The organism is Streptomyces sp. NPDC003011, from assembly GCF_053591515.1.
This window is the reverse complement of record NZ_JBSFTY010000039.1, coordinates 15,443-34,321: the sequence shown is the minus strand read 5'-3', so window position 1 is coordinate 34,321 and position 18,879 is coordinate 15,443. Positions and strand designations below refer to the sequence as shown.

21 protein-coding genes are annotated in these 18,879 nt (G+C 71.6%); 2 read left to right on the top strand and 19 right to left on the bottom strand.

Features of this window, described 5'->3' with window-relative positions; translation table 11 throughout:
* Nucleotides 1-32 precede the first annotated feature (32 nt).
* From ACWD0J_RS20890 to ACWD0J_RS20870, 5 genes are all read right to left on the bottom strand, one after another.
* The gene (locus ACWD0J_RS20890; protein ID WP_451497310.1) at nucleotides 33-704 is read right to left on the bottom strand and encodes a hypothetical protein; all 672 of its coding nucleotides are present in this window, start codon (nucleotides 702-704) and stop codon (nucleotides 33-35) included.
* Nucleotides 705-746: 42 nt separating this feature from the next.
* Complete coding sequence (locus tag ACWD0J_RS20885) at nucleotides 747-1,004, bottom strand: hypothetical protein (protein ID WP_451497309.1); 258 nt, start codon at nucleotides 1,002-1,004, stop codon at nucleotides 747-749.
* Nucleotides 1,005-1,131: 127 nt separating this feature from the next.
* A complete protein-coding gene (locus tag ACWD0J_RS20880; RefSeq protein ID WP_451497308.1) occupies nucleotides 1,132-1,377 on the bottom strand; it encodes a hypothetical protein in 246 nt (81 codons plus the stop codon).
* A 37-nt stretch (nucleotides 1,378-1,414) separates the two neighbouring features.
* Entirely contained in the window at nucleotides 1,415-1,945 is a 531-nt protein-coding gene (locus tag ACWD0J_RS20875; protein WP_451497307.1) for a hypothetical protein, read from the bottom strand.
* Between the two features lie 262 nt (nucleotides 1,946-2,207).
* Nucleotides 2,208-2,606, bottom strand: coding sequence for a hypothetical protein (locus ACWD0J_RS20870; RefSeq protein ID WP_451497306.1), 399 nt, complete (start codon nucleotides 2,604-2,606; stop codon nucleotides 2,208-2,210).
* A 320-nt stretch (nucleotides 2,607-2,926) separates the two neighbouring features.
* Between ACWD0J_RS20870 and ACWD0J_RS20865 the strand changes: the two genes are divergently transcribed.
* Entirely contained in the window at nucleotides 2,927-3,859 is a 933-nt protein-coding gene (locus ACWD0J_RS20865; RefSeq protein WP_451497305.1) for a hypothetical protein, read from the top strand.
* Between the two features lie 16 nt (nucleotides 3,860-3,875).
* On the opposite strand, the gene ACWD0J_RS20860 is transcribed toward ACWD0J_RS20865, so the two are convergent.
* The 8 genes from ACWD0J_RS20860 to ACWD0J_RS20825 form a co-directional block, all read right to left on the bottom strand.
* The gene (locus ACWD0J_RS20860; RefSeq protein ID WP_451497304.1) at nucleotides 3,876-5,360 is read right to left on the bottom strand and encodes a hypothetical protein; all 1,485 of its coding nucleotides are present in this window, start codon (nucleotides 5,358-5,360) and stop codon (nucleotides 3,876-3,878) included.
* A gap of 236 nt (nucleotides 5,361-5,596) precedes the next feature.
* The gene (locus tag ACWD0J_RS20855; protein WP_451497303.1) at nucleotides 5,597-6,514 is read right to left on the bottom strand and encodes a hypothetical protein; all 918 of its coding nucleotides are present in this window, start codon (nucleotides 6,512-6,514) and stop codon (nucleotides 5,597-5,599) included.
* Between the two features lie 23 nt (nucleotides 6,515-6,537).
* Nucleotides 6,538-7,719, bottom strand: a complete 1,182-nt coding sequence (locus tag ACWD0J_RS20850) for a hypothetical protein (RefSeq protein WP_451497302.1) — start codon at nucleotides 7,717-7,719, stop codon at nucleotides 6,538-6,540.
* Nucleotides 7,720-7,733: 14 nt separating this feature from the next.
* Entirely contained in the window at nucleotides 7,734-8,750 is a 1,017-nt protein-coding gene (locus ACWD0J_RS20845) for a sugar phosphate nucleotidyltransferase (RefSeq protein WP_451497301.1), read from the bottom strand.
* On the bottom strand, nucleotides 8,750-9,154 hold the full coding sequence (locus ACWD0J_RS20840; RefSeq protein WP_451497300.1) for a cupin domain-containing protein: 405 nt from the start codon (nucleotides 9,152-9,154) through the stop codon (nucleotides 8,750-8,752). Before ACWD0J_RS20840 ends, ACWD0J_RS20845 begins: the two co-directional genes overlap by 1 nt.
* Nucleotides 9,151-10,857, bottom strand: a complete 1,707-nt coding sequence (locus ACWD0J_RS20835) for a thiamine pyrophosphate-binding protein (RefSeq protein ID WP_451497299.1) — start codon at nucleotides 10,855-10,857, stop codon at nucleotides 9,151-9,153. The genes ACWD0J_RS20840 and ACWD0J_RS20835 overlap by 4 nt, the downstream gene beginning before the upstream one ends.
* Entirely contained in the window at nucleotides 10,854-11,993 is a 1,140-nt protein-coding gene (locus tag ACWD0J_RS20830; RefSeq protein WP_451497298.1) for a pyridoxal phosphate-dependent aminotransferase, read from the bottom strand. Before ACWD0J_RS20830 ends, ACWD0J_RS20835 begins: the two co-directional genes overlap by 4 nt.
* Entirely contained in the window at nucleotides 11,993-12,811 is an 819-nt protein-coding gene (locus ACWD0J_RS20825) for a methyltransferase (RefSeq protein WP_451497297.1), read from the bottom strand. Before ACWD0J_RS20825 ends, ACWD0J_RS20830 begins: the two co-directional genes overlap by 1 nt.
* Nucleotides 12,812-13,030: 219 nt before the next feature.
* Here ACWD0J_RS20825 and ACWD0J_RS20820 point away from each other — a divergent pair, with 219 nt between their 5' ends.
* Nucleotides 13,031-14,368, top strand: coding sequence for a transcriptional regulator (locus ACWD0J_RS20820; RefSeq protein WP_451497296.1), 1,338 nt, complete (start codon nucleotides 13,031-13,033; stop codon nucleotides 14,366-14,368).
* A gap of 56 nt (nucleotides 14,369-14,424) precedes the next feature.
* Here ACWD0J_RS20820 and hisD read toward each other — a convergent pair whose 3' ends face one another.
* The 6 genes from hisD to ACWD0J_RS20790 all read right to left on the bottom strand — a co-directional run bounded on the left by hisD (nucleotide 14,425) and on the right by ACWD0J_RS20790 (nucleotide 18,844).
* Nucleotides 14,425-15,774 (bottom strand): histidinol dehydrogenase, encoded by a 1,350-nt coding sequence (hisD, locus tag ACWD0J_RS20815; protein WP_451497295.1) that lies wholly within the window; start codon nucleotides 15,772-15,774, stop codon nucleotides 14,425-14,427.
* Nucleotides 15,775-15,914: 140 nt separating this feature from the next.
* On the bottom strand, nucleotides 15,915-16,736 hold the full coding sequence (locus ACWD0J_RS20810) for an SDR family oxidoreductase (RefSeq protein ID WP_451497294.1): 822 nt from the start codon (nucleotides 16,734-16,736) through the stop codon (nucleotides 15,915-15,917).
* A 98-nt stretch (nucleotides 16,737-16,834) separates the two neighbouring features.
* Complete coding sequence (locus tag ACWD0J_RS20805) at nucleotides 16,835-17,314, bottom strand: hypothetical protein (RefSeq protein ID WP_451497293.1); 480 nt, start codon at nucleotides 17,312-17,314, stop codon at nucleotides 16,835-16,837.
* The gene (locus ACWD0J_RS20800; RefSeq protein ID WP_451497292.1) at nucleotides 17,311-17,889 is read right to left on the bottom strand and encodes a hypothetical protein; all 579 of its coding nucleotides are present in this window, start codon (nucleotides 17,887-17,889) and stop codon (nucleotides 17,311-17,313) included. Before ACWD0J_RS20800 ends, ACWD0J_RS20805 begins: the two co-directional genes overlap by 4 nt.
* A 55-nt stretch (nucleotides 17,890-17,944) precedes the next feature.
* Complete coding sequence (locus ACWD0J_RS20795) at nucleotides 17,945-18,394, bottom strand: ASCH domain-containing protein (RefSeq protein ID WP_451497291.1); 450 nt, start codon at nucleotides 18,392-18,394, stop codon at nucleotides 17,945-17,947.
* Nucleotides 18,395-18,421: 27 nt separating this feature from the next.
* Nucleotides 18,422-18,844, bottom strand: coding sequence for a hypothetical protein (locus ACWD0J_RS20790; protein ID WP_451497290.1), 423 nt, complete (start codon nucleotides 18,842-18,844; stop codon nucleotides 18,422-18,424).
* Nucleotides 18,845-18,879 lie beyond the last annotated feature (35 nt).

The following is an 18,879-nucleotide window of genomic DNA, read 5'->3' as shown; positions in this document are numbered from 1 at the left end:
GCGTCGGCGGCAGCCGACGAGGGGAGGCCTGCTCAGGCGGTCGGCTGGTCGGGATAGGTGAGCTGGACCCACGTCACCAGGCCCTGGGGGCCGAACGCGTCGCGGCCCCGGCGGCGGCCGTAGGCCTTGAGGGCGTCCCTGACGAGGGTCGTGCCCTGGTGGTGGCTGAGCTGGCTCGCCTGTTCGGACGGCAGGCGCAGCAGCAGACTGCCGCTGTCGTTCACCGGCCGGGCGTACTCAAGGATCCGGGCGGCTTCCCGGTCGAGTTCGCGTGCGCAGTCGAGGACGGCGGGCCACCATGCGGGGGCGGTGAGCTCGCCGTCGGGGTTGAGGGTGCGCGCGAGCCACGTCATCTGGAGCAGGTAGCCGGGGTGGTCCCAGGTGTGGGGGTGGGGGCGGCCCACGCTGTGGGTGCTGCAGTCCACGCTCAGGTCGGTGAGCTGCGGCTGACCGCGCAGGTCGGCGCGGAACAGGTGGGCGGGTCCGTTGGGGAAGGGGACATAGTGGCTGTCGCCGGGGGTGTTGCTGCCGGTGACGTTGGCGGCCCAGCCGCGCAGGGTGCGGTAGATGCGGCCGTGGACGTCGGGGGCGGACTCGGTGATTTCCCAGTCGGCGATGCCTGTCTGGGTGCCGTCGGTGAAGCGCAGCGCGCCCTGCTCGGTGTCCGCGATGCTGTGGTCGCGAACGCCCTGGTAGTCCCTCACGATCGGGGCTCCATTTCGTCGTTGGGGTGGTGCCGGTGGTCATCAGCCCTGGTGGGCCGGGTTCTCGATGACGCGGAACGCGGTGCCGTTCTCGGCGACCAGGACAGCACCGGCGGCTACGTCCTGGATGTGCGCCGGGATCTCGCCGGTCCGGCAGTCGGCCTTCTGCATCTGGGTCCACAGGCAGCCCGCCACATCCACGGGCTCGACCGACGCGTCACCCTCGACGATCGTGATCCAGTCCTTGCCTGCCGGACGGAACTGCCCGAGGTAGACGGGGGTGATGAGGTCCTCGTTCATATGTGTGGCCCCCTCGTTGTGTTCTTCGGTGTGATCGGGCCCGGTGGGCGGACGGGGATTCCCGCCCCGCCTGCCCACCGGGCCTAGGCCGGTGCGCTCGTTTCGGTCGAGGCGAGATCGATCTACGTCACGAGGCGCCCGGGGCCGTATGCGTCGCGGGCCGCTCGTCCCAGTCGTTCGGGCGCTGCGCGAAGTACTCGAAGACCGGTCCCGCGTCGTCGAAGGTCACGGTCACGCTCGCGGTGTCCTTGCTGATGTACGCCGGCTGCTCCCCGTAGGCGCTCCGTATGTCCTCCTCGGTGAGGGGGGTCGCGGTACGCAGGTCGGCCCGGTCGATGCCGAACACGCTCAATCGGACATACAGGTACTCCATCGCACCCTCCTGGAGTCGCAGATCGTGCGTTGGGTGGTCACCGCCGGATCTCCGTCTCGCCTTCGAAGGGCTCCAGCAGGTTGAACGCGGTCTCCTGGTCGCCGTCGAGGTACGCGACGGCGTAGTCCGCGAGGCGTTCGCGGCACAGCCAGCCGCGCTGCTCGGCGACGAACCCCGAGTCGTCCCAGTGGCCGTCGCCGCAGCTCAGGTCGCTGCTGCCGTTCGCGTCGGCACGGTCCAGACGTGAGCGCGGAAAGCCGTACTCGATGGCGGTCTCGCGGCTCCACACTCCGGCGGGCATCTCGGCTGATTGGGACCAGCCGACATAGAGGTCCCGGTCCGGGGCCGCCTTGACGAGCAGGCACCGCAGGCGCGGGTTGTGAGCGGCCTTCGCCTCGGCGTTCTCCTCACGCAGCCGGTCTACTTCGGCGAGCAGTTCGGGCACGGTGTCAGCAGCGGCGTGTGCCGAGCAGCAGTTGAACGCATGCGGATGGTCGTGACGCTGGCGGTACGTCGAGTGGAGGGAAGCGATCTCCTGCTGACGTTGGGGCGTCATCGGGGTGGTCAACGGCTCCCACCGTCCTCGGTGGACGGGTGGCTTCCGAGGGCTTCGTCAGTCGGGTGGGTGAGGGGCGACGGAACAGTGGCATGGGCAGGCACGGCGGCTCCGGGAAGAGACGGTGCGCGGGCAGTTCTGCGGCGCGGGGGCCGCCCGGCCGGGAAACCGGGCGGCAGGAGGAGGTAGAGGGAGTGGTGCGCCGCGGCGGCCCACCCTAACGAATATCGAGTGTTTCATGCAACCCCCTTTCCCGGAGGTGCACCCAGCCTCGTCACCCCTCGCCGGACCCCGTGACGGCGGGACGGACGAGGTGAAGCGCCGCGCGCCCCCGCGCGCACTCCGGGGCGGGGATGTCCGCGTTCACCGCCGGGGGTCCCGCCCGCACCTCGGAGGCCGCAAGACGCAGCTGGGTGTCACGGACGCCGGGGAGGACAAGGAAGCCGGCGACCTGGAGCGAGGTCCCCGCCGGCACGCTACCGAGGCCCGGGGCAGCTTCGGACGACACCGCACACGGCAGGACGCCTTCGCTGACCGTTCGGTCTTCCGCAGGAAGGTCCTGGTCGCGATCCTCGGGGGTGTAGCGCAGCCGGAAGTAGGTGTGCCCGCGGCGGACGACGGCAGGTTCGGCCAGCACTCCGCTGAGGGTCAGCTGATGATGGTCAAGTGGCACGTGGACTCCCTCCCGGAGGTGCCGCTCCTCCGGGGTCGTCGTTGCGGGGCCGGGGGCCTGCGGCGAAGGCGGTTCCAGCGTATGAATTCAGCGTGTTTCACACAACCCTCTTTGCTGTTCTGGTGGGCCGCGGGTGCGCCGTGACGGACTGTCGGATGCGCTACGCTTCTGCCGCGGCAGCACGCGCCTGCCAGACTCCCGGCCGGGAAAGCACCCACGCACCCGGAGCGCGGACAAGGGTCTCCGACTCGCGCGCTGCCTCTCCTGATCATGATGACCTGCTGCGGCATGGGCGTGGGCGTGCCGTGGAGGGAACCGTCGTGAAGAGGGACAAGAAGCGCAAGGCGGAAATCCGTGAGGCGCAGCGCAGTACGGGCCACCGCTACGTCCGGCTGGCCCGCGAGATGACCGCTGCTGCCCGGGTGCCGGCCCGTACCTTCCTGCTGTCGGAGCTGCTGGCCGAGTGCGCCACGTTGCCTCCTGCCGCTGTCGAGTGGGACTTCCCCGGTGACTACGCGCCCGCGGCGTTCGAGTCGCGCCTCATCGGCGGAGCGGTCCCGTACGGGACCGTGCTGGAACTGGCGGGTGTCCTTGCGCAGCAGGGGCCCGGCGCACGGATCACGGTGGAGTCGATGAGTCCTCTGGCGCAGGCCGTCGTGGTCTGCCGCGAACGTCGCTTCCAGCTCGTCCTCAGTCAGGACATGGTCAACGAGCTGTGCCGGAAGGCGGGTTGCGACGGTTCCCCGGACAGCTGGGCACTCACCCGGTGCCCCCGCCATCTCGCCGAGTGCGACACCAACGCCCTGGTGTCCATGGCGCGGAACTGGGGGCACGGCCGACGTGACGAGTTCGAACACGACCCTGAGCGCCTGGGGGGAAGCCGCGAGGCTGATCTCCTCATCAAGGCCGCCGTCGCGGGCGGCTCCTTCGAGCGTGTCAGGGCGGTGCTCCTCGACGCGTGCTTCGGCGATCCCGACCTGTACGACGACATGTACTGGGACGCATCCGTGTCGCTCGCCATGCAGCATGCGCTCGAGCGCGAGAGGCTCCGCCTCTACGAGGTCGCCCAGGCCGAGGCGAAACGCATCCGTGAGGCGACCGGGGCGTGCACGACCTGCGGCGTCAGCCTCATGGGATGGAATCCCGGCGTCCCACCGCAGCTCTGCTTCACCTGCGCGCCGCTTCCTCCGGCAGAGCACCTGTCGCCCGCGTTCTCCTGGGCTGCGGCACAGCGCGACGTCGTCCAGGAGTAGACGCCGCGGCGGTACCTCAACTCGGTGCGGCAGCCTGCGGGCTGCCGCCGGCGGGGGAGGCGTGCTCGGTGCCCCACGGGTACGCCGCCCACCCCTGGTCGAGGACCGGGTTGATGACCACCCGTCCGCTGGCGAGATCCCGCAGGGACCATCCGCCCGGCGGTGGCTGCCCGAGCCGGGACGCGATCCCCTCCTGCAGACCGGGGTCCGCCGCGACGACGACGTCCTCCAGTTCGCCGGCCGAGGCGATCGCCGTGTCCGGCAGGAGGACACGGAAGTCGGGGGAGTTGACCAGGTGGTACGGCTCCATGGTCACCACGATCCCGAACCTCGGACGGTCGTGCGGGATGTGCGCGAACGCCGGGTGCCGGTCCTCGATGAGCTTCGCGGACTTGTTGATCTGGTTGAACGCCTTGCCCAGCTTCTGCTTCAGTTCGTCACCGAACTGCTGCGGACCGAGCCGCAGACGGGCAGTGGGCCGGGCCGACTTGACCTCCACCAGCAGGACGAGGCCGGGCAGCACCGCAATCCAGTCGACGCCCTTCTTGTTGTCCCTGTCGTAGACGATCTCGGGGTGGACGTCGGCATCCGGGAGCAGTCGCAGGTGACGGCCGACGTACTGCTCGAACAGCTCGCCCAGGTCCCGGGTGAACGCCTCGAACGCGTCCCCGTAGTGCTCCATCCCGGTGTAGTACAGGCCCATCGGGCTGGCCTTGCCCAGCACGGCGGGCGCCACCGGGATGAGGTAGTCGCATCCGAAGCCCCGCACCAGCGGCCGGGAGCGCAGCGGGTTGGGCGTGTACCGGCGCAGCAGCGGGTCGTTGGAGAGCAGCCCGCTGGCCGCCCGGGCACGTTCTTCCTCCACACCGGTGGCGAAGTGCCGCTCGATCACCGTCTTGAGAGCGGCGTGGCTGGTCAGTTCCTCGAACACGGTCAGCTCGTCCTCGGGAACCCAGGCCAGGTCGAACCGGCCCTGCCGGTGGGTGGCCGCGGTGTGCAGCAGCTGCGCGAGCCCCACGTAGTCGGCCAGGGGGCAACCCAGCAGGTCGTGTTCCCAGTCGTCGACGAGGACTTCCAGCGGCTTCGTCGGCGTCGTCTGGACGAGCAGGGCCAGACTGCGGGCGAGCTCGGAGAAGTCGTCCTCCTGCCAGGTGAACTGCTGTCCGGCCACCCGCAGCAGGAACCCTTCCAGCCGCTCACCGACCGGCAGGTGGCGGTAGAGGTCGTCCAGCGCCACGTACTGCGCGAGGATCTCCACCAGGTCGCCGTCGGTGGCCGGCCGCTGACGGTGCTCGCTCCCACGGGTCAGCGACACCCACGCAGTGTCCGCCAGCCCCCAGGGCCGGTACAGGCCCGAACCGTCCTGCCTCCACTCCTCCTTCGCCGGCCACCGCGAACTCACGGCCGCGATCAGCGGCAGCAGGGAGCTCGGCGGATGCCGGCGAACCCGCTGTACGTACTCGCGGTCGGAGACGGGGAACCGGAAGAACGAACGGACCATGCGCACGATTCTGCATGCGACGCAGCACGGGGCAGACCTAAATTCCCTGCCCGCCCATCGCGGCCTTCACCCGCTTCGAAGGGGCACGCCCTGCCCACCTTCCCGGGCCCAGCGTCGCCGAGGTCGCTGCTGCCATCCGCGCCGATCCTGAGATCGCCCGTGCCGCGGCCGCCACGCTGGAGGAGCTGATCGCGGTGTGACGGCACGCGTCCACGGCACGGAGACGGGCTGCTCGCCTACAGGTCGAGCAGGTGCTGGTAGATGCCGTACTCGGTGAGTGTGGTGCGCAGGCTGTTCAGAGCGTGAGCGGCAGCGCCGGGGTCGCGGGCGAAGATCTTCTTCATCCATTCGGGGTTGTCGATGTACGCCTCGCTGGTGTTGTTCGTGTACCGGATGGCGTTGTTGAGGATCAGGTCCTTCAGGAAGTAGATGTCGGTGTCCCAGCTGTCCGGGTAGGTGGCCCCGGGCAGCAGGACGCCTTGGACGGGGTGCCAGCCGCGCTCGGCGAAGCGTTGCTGCGTGGCCTGGCAGGCGATGAAGCCGATCGTGTGGATCTCGGCCTCCTGTCCGGTGGGCAGAGCCTTGATGAGGTGTTCGGTGACGGCCTGGGTGCCCTGCCCGGTCTGGATGCAGTCGTCGAAGACCGCGACCCGCAGCGGTTCGGTCTTGCCCCGGTGGTTGCTGAGGGCTGGTCCGAGGGCGGTACGGCACTGCTGGTCGAGGGGGGCGCCGCTGCTGACGGCGATGCGGAAGTCGGAATGGAAGGCGTCGGCGGGGTCGGTGAGCAAGTGGGTGGAGCGGACGTTCGCGATCGCGGCGGCCAGCGGAAGGCCGTAGGCGGTGGCGAACTCAGCGAGCAGGGAGTCGGCGGCGTACTGGCCGTTGCAGCCCTGGGAGACGAGGAGGTCGAAGGCGGCGCCGGAGCGGTGAAGGTCGAAGGCGAGCTGGGTGCAGGCGTGCTCCCAGGTGACCTGGACGGCGCTCTGGTGTGCCGGGTCGAGGCCTTCCAGGGCCTGGTGCACGCGGTCGACGGCGGTGGTCAGCAGACGGTTGCTGTCGGCCTCGGGCAGTTGCTGGGCGCGGCAGATGCGGCGCAGGTGGTAGGTGAGGTCGTCGAAGAAGTACAGGCGGGCGATCGGCGTTCCGATGGTCATCGCGGGCTCCGTGAGGTTGGGGGTCACGCTGCGGAGGTGTGCTGCTGAAGCAGGGCCCAACTGGTGTGTTCCAGTGCCTGGATGCGCTGGGCGACGGTGGCAGGTTGGGTGTGAGCCGCCTGGAAGAGGGTGGTCAGGTCGTCGAGGAGCTCGTCGACGACGATGCGTTCTTCGAGGCGCAGGCTGGTGGCGATGCCGCGCGGGGCCCCGGTGGGGCGGGGCGGGCTGATGATCTGCCAGAGGTAGGCGGCTCGGACGGCGGAGATGGGGTCGCCGGGTGGCAGGGCGAGGGCGGAGGTGGCGTTGGCGAGGGCGTCGCCTAGGACGAAGGTGATGTCGGCGGTGGAGGCGGCACCGGCCTGGAGGCGGGACCACGCTTTGAGCTGGTGCGGGGTGGGGAAGCCGTGCTGGAAGGCCTCGTCGGGGTCGTGGCCCGTTTTGGTGAGCAGGTCACGGAGGGGGGCGTAGCCGTCCATGCGGAGGGTGTGGCCGGCCTCGTGCGCGGTGAACATCTCGCTCAGCAGATCCTCGATCGGGCCTTGGTACCAGGCGTCGAGTGCTGTGAGCCGTCCGATGCCGATGCGCTGGGCGGCGGTGAGGCCGGACGGCAGGTCACCGGGGCTGGTGCGGGCGAGGTGGGCATAGACGCGGGCGACGACAGCGATGGCGGCCGGTTGCATAAGGAAGCCGTCGTTGCCGGGCACGGAGAAGGCGTAGTAACCACGGCCGTAGCTGGAGGCGGCGATCTCGGTGGTGGGGCGGAAGCGGTGTCCGTAGCGGGTGAAGGCTGCGGGTTCGTCGATGCGCAGAGCGGCGAAGCTGCGGGTGTTGGCCCACAGTGCGAGGTCGTCCTCCTGGCGCCCTTGTTCGGTGCCGGGGAGCAGGGCCTGGGCGGCCTGCAGCGCCTCGCGGGGGCTGGTGGTGACGGTGTCGGGCGTGATCCCGTGTCCGGCGAGGCGCTGGTAGTCGGTGCTCTCCAACCGCCGGATCGCTTCGCCGAGCAGAGCGGCCCGGGCGTCGGGACGCGCGAGGAAGTCCTCGGTGGCGTCGGGGCCCTGGTGCCGGTAAATCTCACGCAGGACCATGTGGGCGGGGTAGTCCAGCGGGTGACCGGCGGCCAGCGTGTCGGGGTCGATGCCGGACAAGATGGCCAGGTGGTGGGCGTCGGCCAGCAGTGCGAGCGTGGGGAGGGTGTCGTGGTCCATCACGGGACTCCTGGTCAGGTGCAGGGAGCTTGGGGCATGGGCTGCGGCGCGGCGTCCGGCAGATGGACGGTGGCGTGGTGGTGGGCTCCGGCCGGGATGCGGGCGTCGGGGAGCGCGAGGCCGTCGATGAGGGAGCTGCCGGCGTCGAGGTGCGCTCCGGCCAGGACGGCGCTGTTCTTGACGACCGCCCCGGCGCCGACCCGGGCGCCGGGGCCGAGGTAGGCCCAGCCTTCGACCCGGGCGGTAGGGGCGAGGTGGGCCGACGGGTGGATGTGCTGCTGGTCCGGCTTCGTCCGGGTCAGGTCGTGGTGGGCCAGCCACACGCGGAACCAGGTGCCGGTGTCCCGCCACGGGGCGGTTCGTACCGCGAGGCGGACGTCGTGGCCGGTACCGATGAGCGCGGGGACGAATTCATCCGCCCATGGGTCCTCCGCGCGGTGCTCCAGACCGTCGAGGTGCGGCCAGGCTTCGGGCGCGACGATGCTGACGCCGATCTGGTGCGCGAGCGTCTCGCCCGGGCCCGGTGCCTGACGGTCACGGGGGTGGGGGGCGCGGGTGGCGGTGATCAGGCCGTCACCGGTGCGGGTGAGCAGGCGCGGCCGTCCGTACTGGCCCTCCTCCCTGCCGGGTCCGGGAGTTGCCGCGAGGGTAAGCGTGGCGCCGGTGGCGGTGTGTTCGGCCAGGATGGAGCCCCAGCCCTCGTCGAGGATCACGTCGCAGTTGAGTGTCACCACCGGCGTGCGGGCCGCCGCGTACTCCTCGCGCAGCCACGCGTACACGCCGGGCCAGTGCGGTGGCGCCGTCGCGGTCCGCACGGCCGGCTGGTAGGCGCTGAGAGCCCGGGCGACGCAGTCCGGGTCGTGGTCGTCGCGGTGCAGGAGGGTGACGCGGTCGATGCCCCACTGCTGAAGGACGTTCAGCTGCCGGGCGAGGACGGTCTGTTCGCCGAGGGGGATGAGGGCCTTGGGCCGGTCGCGGGTGAAGGGGTCCAGGCGGGAGCCGCGGCCGCAGGCGATGATGCACGCCTCCATCAGGCTGTCCGTGCCGGCGCGTCAGGCGGCAACTGGCCGGTCGCCCGTTCCTGTTCGGGACGGAAGGCGGGGCTGTTGGCGGCCAGCATCCGCACCGTCTGGCCAGAGCGGTTGGTGCTGCCGTGCGGGGTGCCGCGCGGTACGGCGACGGCCTGTCCGGCGCTGAGGGTGAAGGTGTCGGTGCCGAGGGTGAACTCCAGCTCGCCTGTGAGGACGTAGAGGATCTCCTCGCCCTCGTCGTGGACGACGGGGGTGCGCACCGAGCCCGGGTGGATCTCCAGGTAGTCCATGGACAGGGTCCCCAGGTCGCCCAGCGTGCGCATGCTCATGGTGGGGGTGAGCCACACCATGTCGTCCGTGCCGCCCGTACCGTCCGGCGGGGTCTGGGGAGTGCTGGCGGTCATCGCGGTTCCTCCGGGGTGTAGGGGGTGGGTGCCGGGGTGGGGTCGATGACCACGTCCAGCACGGTGGGCGCCGCACGCTTCAGGGCCCAGTCGAGTCCGTCTTCGAGCTGCTGGGGGGTGTGGACACGGCGGCCGTTGGCGCCCAGGGATTTCGCGAGGGCGACCAGGTCGGTGTCGGGGAGCTGGCAGGCGACCGGCCGGTGGCCCTCGCGGTCGAACCAGGCCTGCTGGGTGCCGAGCGTGCCGTTGTTGAAGACGACCCAGGTGATCGCCGCCTGCTCCGCCACGGCGGTGGAGATCTCCAGGGCACCCATGAGGAACCCGCCGTCGCCCGTCGTGACGACCACCCGCTCCCCGGGTCCGCCCATGGCGGTGCGGGCCTGCCAGGCGCCGACGGCTCCGGCGACCGCGTGGCCCATGGAGCCGAGCCCCGCGTTGATCAGGAATCGGTTGTCGCCCCGGGTGCGCAGGTAGCGCTCCACCCAGTAGGCGTTCTGTCCCACGTCCGCGAGCACCGTCGTACGGTCGTCCAGGTGCCGGTTGATCGCCTCGCACACGGTGACCGGGTGCAGTCGGCCGTCCGCCGCATCGAGGGGCACCAGCGGGTCGGGGTGGCGTCGGCGCAGGGCGTCGGCTCGGCTGGCGCCGTGGCCGGCGAGCCGCTCGGCGTGCGGGCGCAAGGCGGTCAGGAAGGCGCGGGTGGTGGCCTTCACGGCGATGCCGCCCTGATAGGTGTTGGCGAGTTCGCGCGGGTCGATGTCGACGCGGATCAGGCGGTCGGCGGGCAGGCGGGCGGTCCATCCGGCGGTGGTCAGGTAGGAGAAGGCCACGCCGAGCGCGAGCACCAGGTCGGCCTCGTGGTGCAGGGCGTGGTTGGCCGCGGCCCGTCCGTAGGTGCCGACCGGCCCCAGGGCGAGCGCGTGATGCTCGTCCAGGAAGCGTTTGGCGGCGAACGAGGTGGCCACCGGCAGGTCGGCGGCCTCCGCGACGTCCAGGAGCAGGCGAGCGGTGGTCGGGTCGGCGAGACCGCCGCCCGCCAGCACCAGCGGCCTCTTGGCACCCCGCAGGGCATCGGCGGCGGCCTCGACAAGCACGGCGTCGACTGCGTCGACGCCGTTCACCGCTCCGGTGGGCGGCGACGCGCCGTCGGTGTCCAGGGCGGGGGCGGTGAACAGGTCGGAGGGGATGTCGAGGTGGACCGGGCCGGGACGTCCAGAGCGGGCGGCGGCGAGCGCCTGCGCCAGCAGCGGGCCGAGCTCGTCGGCGCGTGTGGCCTGCCACGACTCCTTGACGGTGGAGCGGCACATGGCCGGGATGTCGGGGGTGCGTCCGAGGCCGGTGCCTTCCTGGATGCCGTAGTGGCCGAACTCGCCGGTGGCTGCCTGAGCGGTGATGGCCAGCAGGGGCACGCTGTCCATATAAGCGGCGGCGAGCCCGCCGAGCATGTTGATGGCCCCGGGGCCGGACGTCGACAGGCAGACGCCGAGCCCGGCGATGCGGGCGTGGACGTCGGCCATGAACGCGGCGCCCTGCTCGTGCCGGGTCAGCACGATGGGGACGCCCGCCTGGTCGAGGGCGTGGAAGAAGGGCAGGATGCGCTGGCCGGGAATGCCGTAGGCGCAGCCGATGCCCGCATCGGCCAGGGCGCGGGCGAGGACGTCGGCGCCGGTCGCCGTCGTCGTGTCGGCGGTGGTGGGGGTCATGTGCGGGCCTCCTGGGAACGGTGAGCGGGCAGGACGGAACGCAGGACGGCGGCCAGGTGCGGTACGTCGCGGGCGGCGGGGACGCTGATGCGCGCCCAGTCCGGGAAGCCGAGTCCAGCCGTGTGCCGGATGTGCACCCGGTGTTCGGCGGCCAGCTGGTCCACCACCGTGCCGGCGCACGGTCCGAGGTGAGCGAGGAGGAAGTTGGTCTGGGAGGGCAGGGTGCGTACCGCCATCGCGTCGAGTTCGGCGGCCAGGGCCCGGCGGGCGGCGCCGCAGTCGTCGACGACCGACTTCAGGTGCCTGCTGTCGCTGAGGGCGGCGGCAGCGGCGGCGAGCGCAACCCGGTTGGTGTTGTACGGCAGCGCGGTGCGGATCGTGGTCATAGCCTGGATCACGTCGCGGTCGCCGACCGCGTATCCAGCCCGCAGGCCGGCGAGACCGTACGCCTTGGAGAAGGTCCGCAGCACCACCACGCGGCCGCCGTCCAGGTGCTCCAGGCCGCTGCCGAACGCGACCGGGTCGGCGAACTCCGCGTACGCCTCGTCCAGGACGAGTACCGCACCCGCCTTCCTCGCGGCATCCACCAGGGCCGTGACTTCTGCCGGGTTCAGGGCGGTGCCGGTGGGGTTGTGCGGGTTGCACACCATCACGCAGCCAGCGCCGGCGAGAGACTGGCGTACGGCGGCCGCGTCGGTGCCGCCGTCGGGGAGCAGGGGGACCTGGCGGACCGGGTGTCCGGCGGTCTCCAGGGAGGCGGTATATCCGGCGAAGGTGCGCTCGGTGGTCACCGCTGGCCGCCCGGTGCCGGCGGTGGCGAGCGCAGCGAGCAGGATCATCTCGTCCGCTCCGTTGCCGACGATGACCTGCTCGGCGGCGGTACGGAAGCGGGCGGCGAGCAGGCTGCGCAGCGGCTCGCCGTCGGAGTGTGGGTACCAGTGCGCCGAGTCCACCTCGGCCCGTGCCGCCGCGAGCGCGAGCGGGGAGGCGCCGTGGGGGTTCTCGGACAGCGCCAGGCGGGTCACGCCGCGCGGGTCGTGGGCGTGCGGCCCGGCAGCGAAGGGGGTGAGAGTGGGGAATGCCCGTACGGCGGGCGGGACCGTGCGCGGTGGCGGGGCGGGGGTGCGGGCGGGCATCAGGCGGCTCCAGAGTCGGTCGGGAGGGATGACAGAACGATCAGGTCGCCGTGGAACGGGTGGCTGGACACCGTGCGGCAGCGGATGCGGTGACGGGCGCAGGCGGCGGGCAGTGCGGCGGGGTCCGCGGTGCGGTGGAGGTTGCCGACCAGCACGCCGCCGGGGCGCAGCAGACGCACGGCGTGGGCCGCGGTGTCGGCTGCCCCGGGCAGGTGCAGGACGTAGCAGGCCAGGGCGGCGTCCCAGGCTTCTCCCGGCGGCGACGTGAGCTCGGGGATGACGTGCATGCCCGCAGCGGCAGCCAGTCGGCGCATCGCGGGGCTGGGGTCCCAGCCGGTCAGCGCGGGCGGGCGGTTGCTCGCCCGCAGCGACAGACCGCTGCCGCAGCCGACGTCGAGCACCGCCTGCGGCGGGCGGCCGGCGACCTCGGCCACCGTGTGGAGGGCCCATTCGGCGGCGGCGATGTTCCGCCCCGCGTCGACGAGCAGGTCGTAGGCCTCGCCGAGTACGTCGTACAGGTCCGGAACCAGCGCGCTGCACCCGGCGCCGGTGGGGGCTGTCAGCACGATGCGGTCCAGGTAGCAGCGTGCCGTGCGGCCTCCGCGGCCCAGTTCGACGGCCAGAGCCTGCGGGTCCCGTCCGGGCGCGGCGCGCAGCACCACCGCTTCGGTGGCAGCGACGACCGGCCACCCGGCCGGTACCGGGAGCCGGTCACCGGGAGCGGCGGCCACCAGGATCTGCCGGGCGCGTACCGCCGCGGTGACGGCGGTGTCTACAGGCGGGACGAGCGCGGTGAGTGGAGTGGGCGAGGCAGGCATGCCCGACAGCGTCCGCGTTGCCACGGCGCGGATGAAGTGGATGACTGTGTGCCCGCTCCGCTCCCGCTGTGTGCCTGGTGTGTGCCCGGCCGATAACTCCCTGGAACCAGATCAATACGGCCATAACACTAGGCGTCGCGCCGACACCCGAGCCGCTCTACGAGAGGAGTCCGGGCAATGTGGTCGGACTTATGCCACCACCCCCTGGCATACGTGCGGATGACGCACAACTGGTCCCAAGAGGACCTCGCCCGGCTGATCCGCCAGGCCGCCAGCCGGCGCGGCCTGCGCAACAGCACCGACCGCAACCGGGTGTCGAAGTGGGAGACCGGCCGCGTCGGCGCGCCGGACGCCTTCTCCCAGGAACTGATCGCCGAGGTGCTGGACATCCCGCACCACCTCGTGAGTGAACTGGGCTGGCCCTGGTGGCTGCCCGCCTACACCGCGGACCAGCCTCTCTGGGACGCCGACGACGTCCGCTCTGTCGTCGCGTGGTCACCTGCGGCTACGGTGGAGTCCCTGGAGAGCGTCACCGGAGGACCCATGGACCGCCGCAGCTTCCTGATCGCCTCATCCGGCGCCGCCACGGCGGCCGCCGTCACGTGGGCGGGCAACGCTCCTTCTGCGGCAGCGTCCCCGACGGCAGGGCGGCACATCGGTTCCTCCACAGCCGACCTGTTCGACGCCAGACTGGCGGGCTTACGGCGTCTGGACGACCGGCTCGGCTCGGACGACGTCCACGAGGCGGCCCGCTCGGAGCTCCGGCTGATCACCTCCACCCTCCGCGACTCCGCCTACACCGAGGCCACCGGACGACGGCTGTACGCGGCGGCGGCGGAGGCCGGACGGATCTGCGGGTGGACCGCGTACGACTCCTCCCGCCACGCCGCCGCCGAAAAGTACTACCTGGCCTCGCTGCGAGCGGCCGGGCACACCGACGACCGGGCGGTCGGCGCCACTGTCCTCGCCTTCTGGGCGACGCTGCGCTACAACCGCGACGACCCGAACGGGGCCCTGGGCATCCTCGACGCCGTCACCGCCACCGCGAGCCGACGCACTGGCTCGCCCCGAGTGACCGCCCTGCTGCACGCCCGCACCGCCCGCGCCCACGCAAAGGCCGGCAACCGCTACGGCGCCCACCAGGCGGTCGACGCCGCGTTCAACGCGTACCAGCACGCCGCACCGACAGCGGAGGACGTGCCGTCCCTGTACTGGGTCAACATCGGCGAACTCCACCAGGTCGCGGCCAGCACCGCCCTCGAACTAGGAGAGCATCGCCGAGCCCTGGAGCACTTTCAGGCTGCCGAAGAAGCTGACGACCCGTACGACACGGACCTCGACCGCCGCGGCACCGCCATCTATCTCACCCGCCGTGCCGAGACCCATCTCGCGCTGGGCGAGATCGACGCTGCGGTCGACCTGGGCCGCCAGGCCGTGGACCACATGGGCGGCACCGCCTCCGCCCGCGGCAGCAGCAGCATCAGCGACCTGCGCGACAAACTCACTGAGCACCGTGGCGTCGGCGACGTCGAGGAGTTCCTCTCCGCCACCGCGTAAACGCCGAGGTCCCGCCCCGCGGCGTCGCGGAGCGGGACCTCGTACGAGAGGACTGGTCAGTCGCCAGCCGGCTGGCGGACGGTGACGGTCGCGGCGTGCGCGGGGAATCCCTCGTGTCCGGCCAGTTCGGTCACCACCGGGGCCAGCCGCCGGAACTCGGTCTCGTCCAGCTGCGCGAGTGCCGCCCGCACCAGGTACGTGGACGCGGTCACCCCGCTGGAGACCTGTGCGAACCCGGTGGTCGGCAGCGTCGCGGGGGTGCCGATCGCGAAGTTCGACGCCGCGAAGGTGGTCCACTGCCCCAGCAGCACCGTGCCGGCGTAGCGGGCCAGCGGCAGCCACTGACCGGGGTCGGCGACGGCCAGCTGCAGGTGCTCAGGAGCGTAGGCGTTGGCCACGTCCATGGCCTCCTCGCGGCTCGCGGCCAGCACCAGGCCGCCATTGCGGGCGATCGATGTCGTGGCGTAGGTGCGGCGCGGCTCAGGCAGCTCGGCGAGCTGCTGCGCCACGTGCTCGCGGACGTTCTCCAGGAGGGTGCGGGAGGCGGAGATCAGGACGGCGGAGGAGTCCGGACCGTGCTCGGCCTCGTTGATCAGGTCGGCGGCCAGCAGCCGGAGATCGGCGCTGTCGTCGGCGACGATCGCCGCGTCGGTGGGGCCGAAGCCGACCTCCACGACGCAGCCCAGGCGCTGGACCTCCAGCTGCGCGCACGCCACTGCGGGCGAGCCAGGGCCGACGATCTTACGAACCTTGGGCACCGTGTCGGTGCCGCACGCGAGGGCGGCGATCCCGGCCGGCCCGTTGCTGCGGTACACCTCGGTCAGCCCGAGTTCCTGGGCGGCGACCAGGGTGGCCGGGTCCACCTGGCCGGTGCCACCGGGCACCGGCGGCACCATGACCACGATCCGGTCCACTCCGGCGACCACGGCCGGGGTGGCGATCTGGATCAGCACGGACGGGAAGCTCCCCTTGCCCGAGGGGACGAACAGCCCGACCGAGGGGATCGCCGTGGCCTGCTCGCCGACCAGCAGCCCGGGCCTCGGCTCCGCCGTCCACGACGCACGCTCGACGATCAGCTCGTTGAATGCCCGCACCTGCGCGATCGAGGTACGGATCGCCTCGACCAGCGGCTCGCTGACCGCCGCGCGCGCCTGCGCGAACTCCTCCTCGCTCACCCGCAGCCGCTCGGCGGGCAGGTCCATCTTGTCGAACCGGCCGAGCGCGTCGACCAGCGCGGCGTCTCCGCGCTTGCGGACGTCCTCCACGATGGTCGAGATCGAGGCCCGCAGACCCTCGTCGATCCCGTCGTGGCCGCTTCCCCGGGACAGGATTCGATGGCGCTCCTCGGCCGTCGCCGCGCTCCACTCGACCAGCCGCAGATCCGCCATGTTCGCAGTCCCTGTCATCCGTCCGCTTCTCATCAGTTGTCTGTACGAGGGTCCGGCCCGACCGCGGGCGCCCTCACCGGAGGTGTGGTCGCGATCGACTGCCGTTGTCACCAGGGTAGCGACCTGGTCGTCCTGGCCGGTGTGACTCGGCACCCTGCTCAGCCGCAGCCGGACTCGCCACCGTCCACCGGGATCACCGTCCCGGTCACGTAGGCGCCCGCCCGCGAGGCCAGGAACAGCGCCACCCCTGTCATGTCCTCCGCCCGCCCGATCCGGCCCAGCGGAATCGCCGACATCAGCCGGTCCCGCTCGGCGGGGTCGGACAGCAGCGGCTCCGTCATCGCCGTGGCGAACAGGCCCGGCGCCACCGCGTTCACCGTCACCCCCTCCCCTGCCAGGGCCCGCGCCAGGTGACGGGTCAGCTGGTGAACCGCCGCCTTGCTGGCGCTGTACGCGTAGTTCTCCACCGGCGATACCACCGGTCCGCCGTCGATCGACCCGATATTGATCACCCGTGCCGGGTCGCCGGAACCTGCGGCCACCGCCGCCCGCAGCGCCGGCAGCAGGCCCACGGTCAGACGGAACAAGCCCTTCACATTGACCGCCCACACGTCATCGAACGCCTCAGGCGGGTGACTCTCCAAAGGACCAACCCAGGTTGCTCCCGCGTTGTTGACGAGCACATCAACGGTCGGCGCGACCGCCAGAATCTCCGCGGTCACCCGGTCGGCGCCCTCCGTCGTGGCGAGATCGCCGACCACCGCCTCGCAGTGGCCGTACTGCCGCAGCTCGTCCACGGCACGCGCGCATGCCTCCGCCCGCCGGGAGACCAGCACCACCCGGGCTCCGGCCGCCACGAACCCGCCCGCGATCATCCTGCCGATGCCGGTCGCTCCTCCGGTGACCACGACGGTCTTGCCCGCCACTGAGAACAGCTCATCCGGGCCGGTCGGCCTTGGGCTTGTGCGCGTCTTCTCCATGCGGGCAAGCTCAGCCGATCTTGCGGGCGGACGACAGTGGACGGCTGTATGCCCGGTGTGTGCCGCACCGCCAGGGTCGGCGCTGCCCTCCAGGGCAGTCAGTTGGGGCGGGCGGTGAGGACCGGACCGAATCCGAGCCAGCGCGGCGTGAGAGTGAGCGGCTGCTGCCTGGTGATCTCGGATGCCTTGTGCAGGAGGCGTCGTAGATCTTCGCGTCGCGCCTCGGGGCCGCGTACCCCGGAGGTGACGTCGCCGAGCACAGGGCGCAGCGGGTACGCCCAGATCTCGATGCGGCCGCGGGTAGTGGTCTGCTGGTTCCGGTCGGCGATGTGCAGCCAGTCGGCGGCGTCCAGGCCGGCCGCCGTGGCGAGGGCGTCGATGTGGTCGCCAAGCGGTTCTCCGCCGGTGGTCCAGGTGTGGCGGATGCGGGTGCCGCCGTTGGGGCGGCGGAAGTTGATCCAGAGGAAGGTTTCCGGCTCGAAGTCGGCTGTGATGCTGGCGACGAGCGCCTTCTCCACCGGTGCCGAATCGTCGGTAGGCCGGAGCACGGCCGGAGGTCGCGTCGCGAGGGTCGTCATCGGACCGCCTCCGCCGGGTCGGCCGTGCACGCGTCTGGTGTCGGTGCCCTGCCGCGTCTCGTGCTCTCCTCGGTGGCGAGGATCGCCGTCATCACGCGTGCGGCCAGCAGCTCCTGAAGCGGGTAGGGGATCACCATCGTCCCGTCGTAGCGGTCCAGTTGGAGGGCCTCGCGTCGTACGAGGTCGTAGCGCGGGTCCTGGCGGGCGCGACGCCAGGACACCGCGGTGTGTGACAGGCCCGGATCGTCATTCGTCCGGAGGCTGGCAACGAGGTCTTCCAGTTCGGCGATACGCCGCTCTGCCCGCTCGTTGCGGCGTTGCTTGGCCCGGTCCCAGCCCCTGCTGAAGGCGGCCTTCCTCTCCCGGCGTGGTCCTTCGTCGAGCCAGGCGACCAGACCTGCGGCGGCCTCGCGGTGTTCCTGGGCCCGGTCCGGGTCGCTGGTCTCCAGCTCTTTGAGGTGCACGAAGTCGTACAGTCCTGCGAGTTCGTCGGCGAGCTGCTCGATGCGCTGCTCCTGGGTGGGCTCCCCGGCGTCTTCGGGTGGCGGGCCGAGGGCGTCGCTGCCGACGGACATACGTACTCCTGCGGGATGGTGCGTACGGGGGCCAACGCGGGGAAGTGCGGCAAGGTTACCGATCGGCCGTGGAGACGGTCGGGCGGTCGGCATCCAGGGGGGCGGGGCGGGCCGGTTCATGACTCCACAGGCTCAGCCGTCCCGCGCACGGCACCGGCGGGTCGTATTCCTGCGGATCGGACAGGCGCCAGTGACGGTGATCCGGCATCGCCCACGGCGAGGAGGAGCCGGTCACCACGTCGTCCAGCGTGACGTGCCCGATGATTGCCGAGAAGACGGCGTCGGCCGGGAGCGTCAGGCCGAACGTGGCGGCCAACTCGAGCGTCTCGCGATGCACCCGGCCGGCCGCGTGAATGTACAAGCGGCCTCGGTGCGGCGTCTCCCACGTGCGGTTCTCCACGTCCTTCAGCCCCGCCACGATCGCCCATGCGAAGGGCTGGCGCACCGTGAGGACGGGGGTGAAGACGCGCACGTCCGGCGGGAGGGTCGGCAGCTGCAGAAGCACTTGTCGGCGCCTTTCACAGTGGGAAGGTCACCCGGGTCCGGAGGCCTGAGAGCCGAGAGCGGGCAACTGCCCGGTCGTGACCAGGAGGTGTTCCTCCCACAGGGCGCGCAGGACCTGATGCCAGCCGTGCGGGGAGGACGTCCACTGCCCGCAGCCGCAGCGCACGCTGAACCGGCCGTCTGGGGCGGGCCCCTCCCGGTGCGGACGGTGCTGCTGGATCAGATCGCTGTGCTCGGGGCAGATGTGGCCGCCCTCGGCGATGACGGTGCCCGCGCCGAGCAGGAGCCATCCTTCCCCGGACCAGGACGCGCGGGCCGGTGCCTGGCCGGTGGCGGCAGCGCGCACGTCGAACTCGGCCCGGCAGGTCGGTATCAGGCAGTGGCGCAGGACCGGCGCGTTCAGGAGAGCCTCCAGTTGGGCGTAGAGCTGCTGGAGGTGCTCTTCGGTCAAGTTCTGGAGCGAGACGCGCGGTAGGGAACTCGGCG

Bases quoted from the DNA above. Each gene is read 5' to 3' on its own strand.
- ACWD0J_RS20810 (WP_451497294.1), bottom strand. From the start codon at position 16,736: ATGGAGAAGACGCGCACAAGCCCAAGGCCGACCGGCCCGGATGAGCTG.
- ACWD0J_RS20845 (WP_451497301.1), bottom strand. From the start codon at position 8,750: ATGGAGGCGTGCATCATCGCCTGCGGCCGCGGCTCCCGCCTGGACCCC.
- ACWD0J_RS20800 (WP_451497292.1), bottom strand. From the start codon at position 17,889: ATGTCCGTCGGCAGCGACGCCCTCGGCCCGCCACCCGAAGACGCCGGG.
- ACWD0J_RS20820 (WP_451497296.1), top strand. From the start codon at position 13,031: ATGACGCACAACTGGTCCCAAGAGGACCTCGCCCGGCTGATCCGCCAG.
- ACWD0J_RS20855 (WP_451497303.1), bottom strand. From the start codon at position 6,514: ATGACCATCGGAACGCCGATCGCCCGCCTGTACTTCTTCGACGACCTC.
- ACWD0J_RS20830 (WP_451497298.1), bottom strand. From the start codon at position 11,993: ATGCCCGCCCGCACCCCCGCCCCGCCACCGCGCACGGTCCCGCCCGCC.
- ACWD0J_RS20850 (WP_451497302.1), bottom strand. From the start codon at position 7,719: ATGGACCACGACACCCTCCCCACGCTCGCACTGCTGGCCGACGCCCAC.
- ACWD0J_RS20805 (WP_451497293.1), bottom strand. From the start codon at position 17,314: ATGACGACCCTCGCGACGCGACCTCCGGCCGTGCTCCGGCCTACCGAC.
- ACWD0J_RS20825 (WP_451497297.1), bottom strand. From the start codon at position 12,811: ATGCCTGCCTCGCCCACTCCACTCACCGCGCTCGTCCCGCCTGTAGAC.
- ACWD0J_RS20840 (WP_451497300.1), bottom strand. From the start codon at position 9,154: ATGACCGCCAGCACTCCCCAGACCCCGCCGGACGGTACGGGCGGCACG.
- ACWD0J_RS20885 (WP_451497309.1), bottom strand. From the start codon at position 1,004: ATGAACGAGGACCTCATCACCCCCGTCTACCTCGGGCAGTTCCGTCCG.
- ACWD0J_RS20835 (WP_451497299.1), bottom strand. From the start codon at position 10,857: ATGACCCCCACCACCGCCGACACGACGACGGCGACCGGCGCCGACGTC.
- hisD (WP_451497295.1), bottom strand. From the start codon at position 15,774: ATGACAGGGACTGCGAACATGGCGGATCTGCGGCTGGTCGAGTGGAGC.
- ACWD0J_RS20860 (WP_451497304.1), bottom strand. From the start codon at position 5,360: ATGGTCCGTTCGTTCTTCCGGTTCCCCGTCTCCGACCGCGAGTACGTA.
- ACWD0J_RS20880 (WP_451497308.1), bottom strand. From the start codon at position 1,377: ATGGAGTACCTGTATGTCCGATTGAGCGTGTTCGGCATCGACCGGGCC.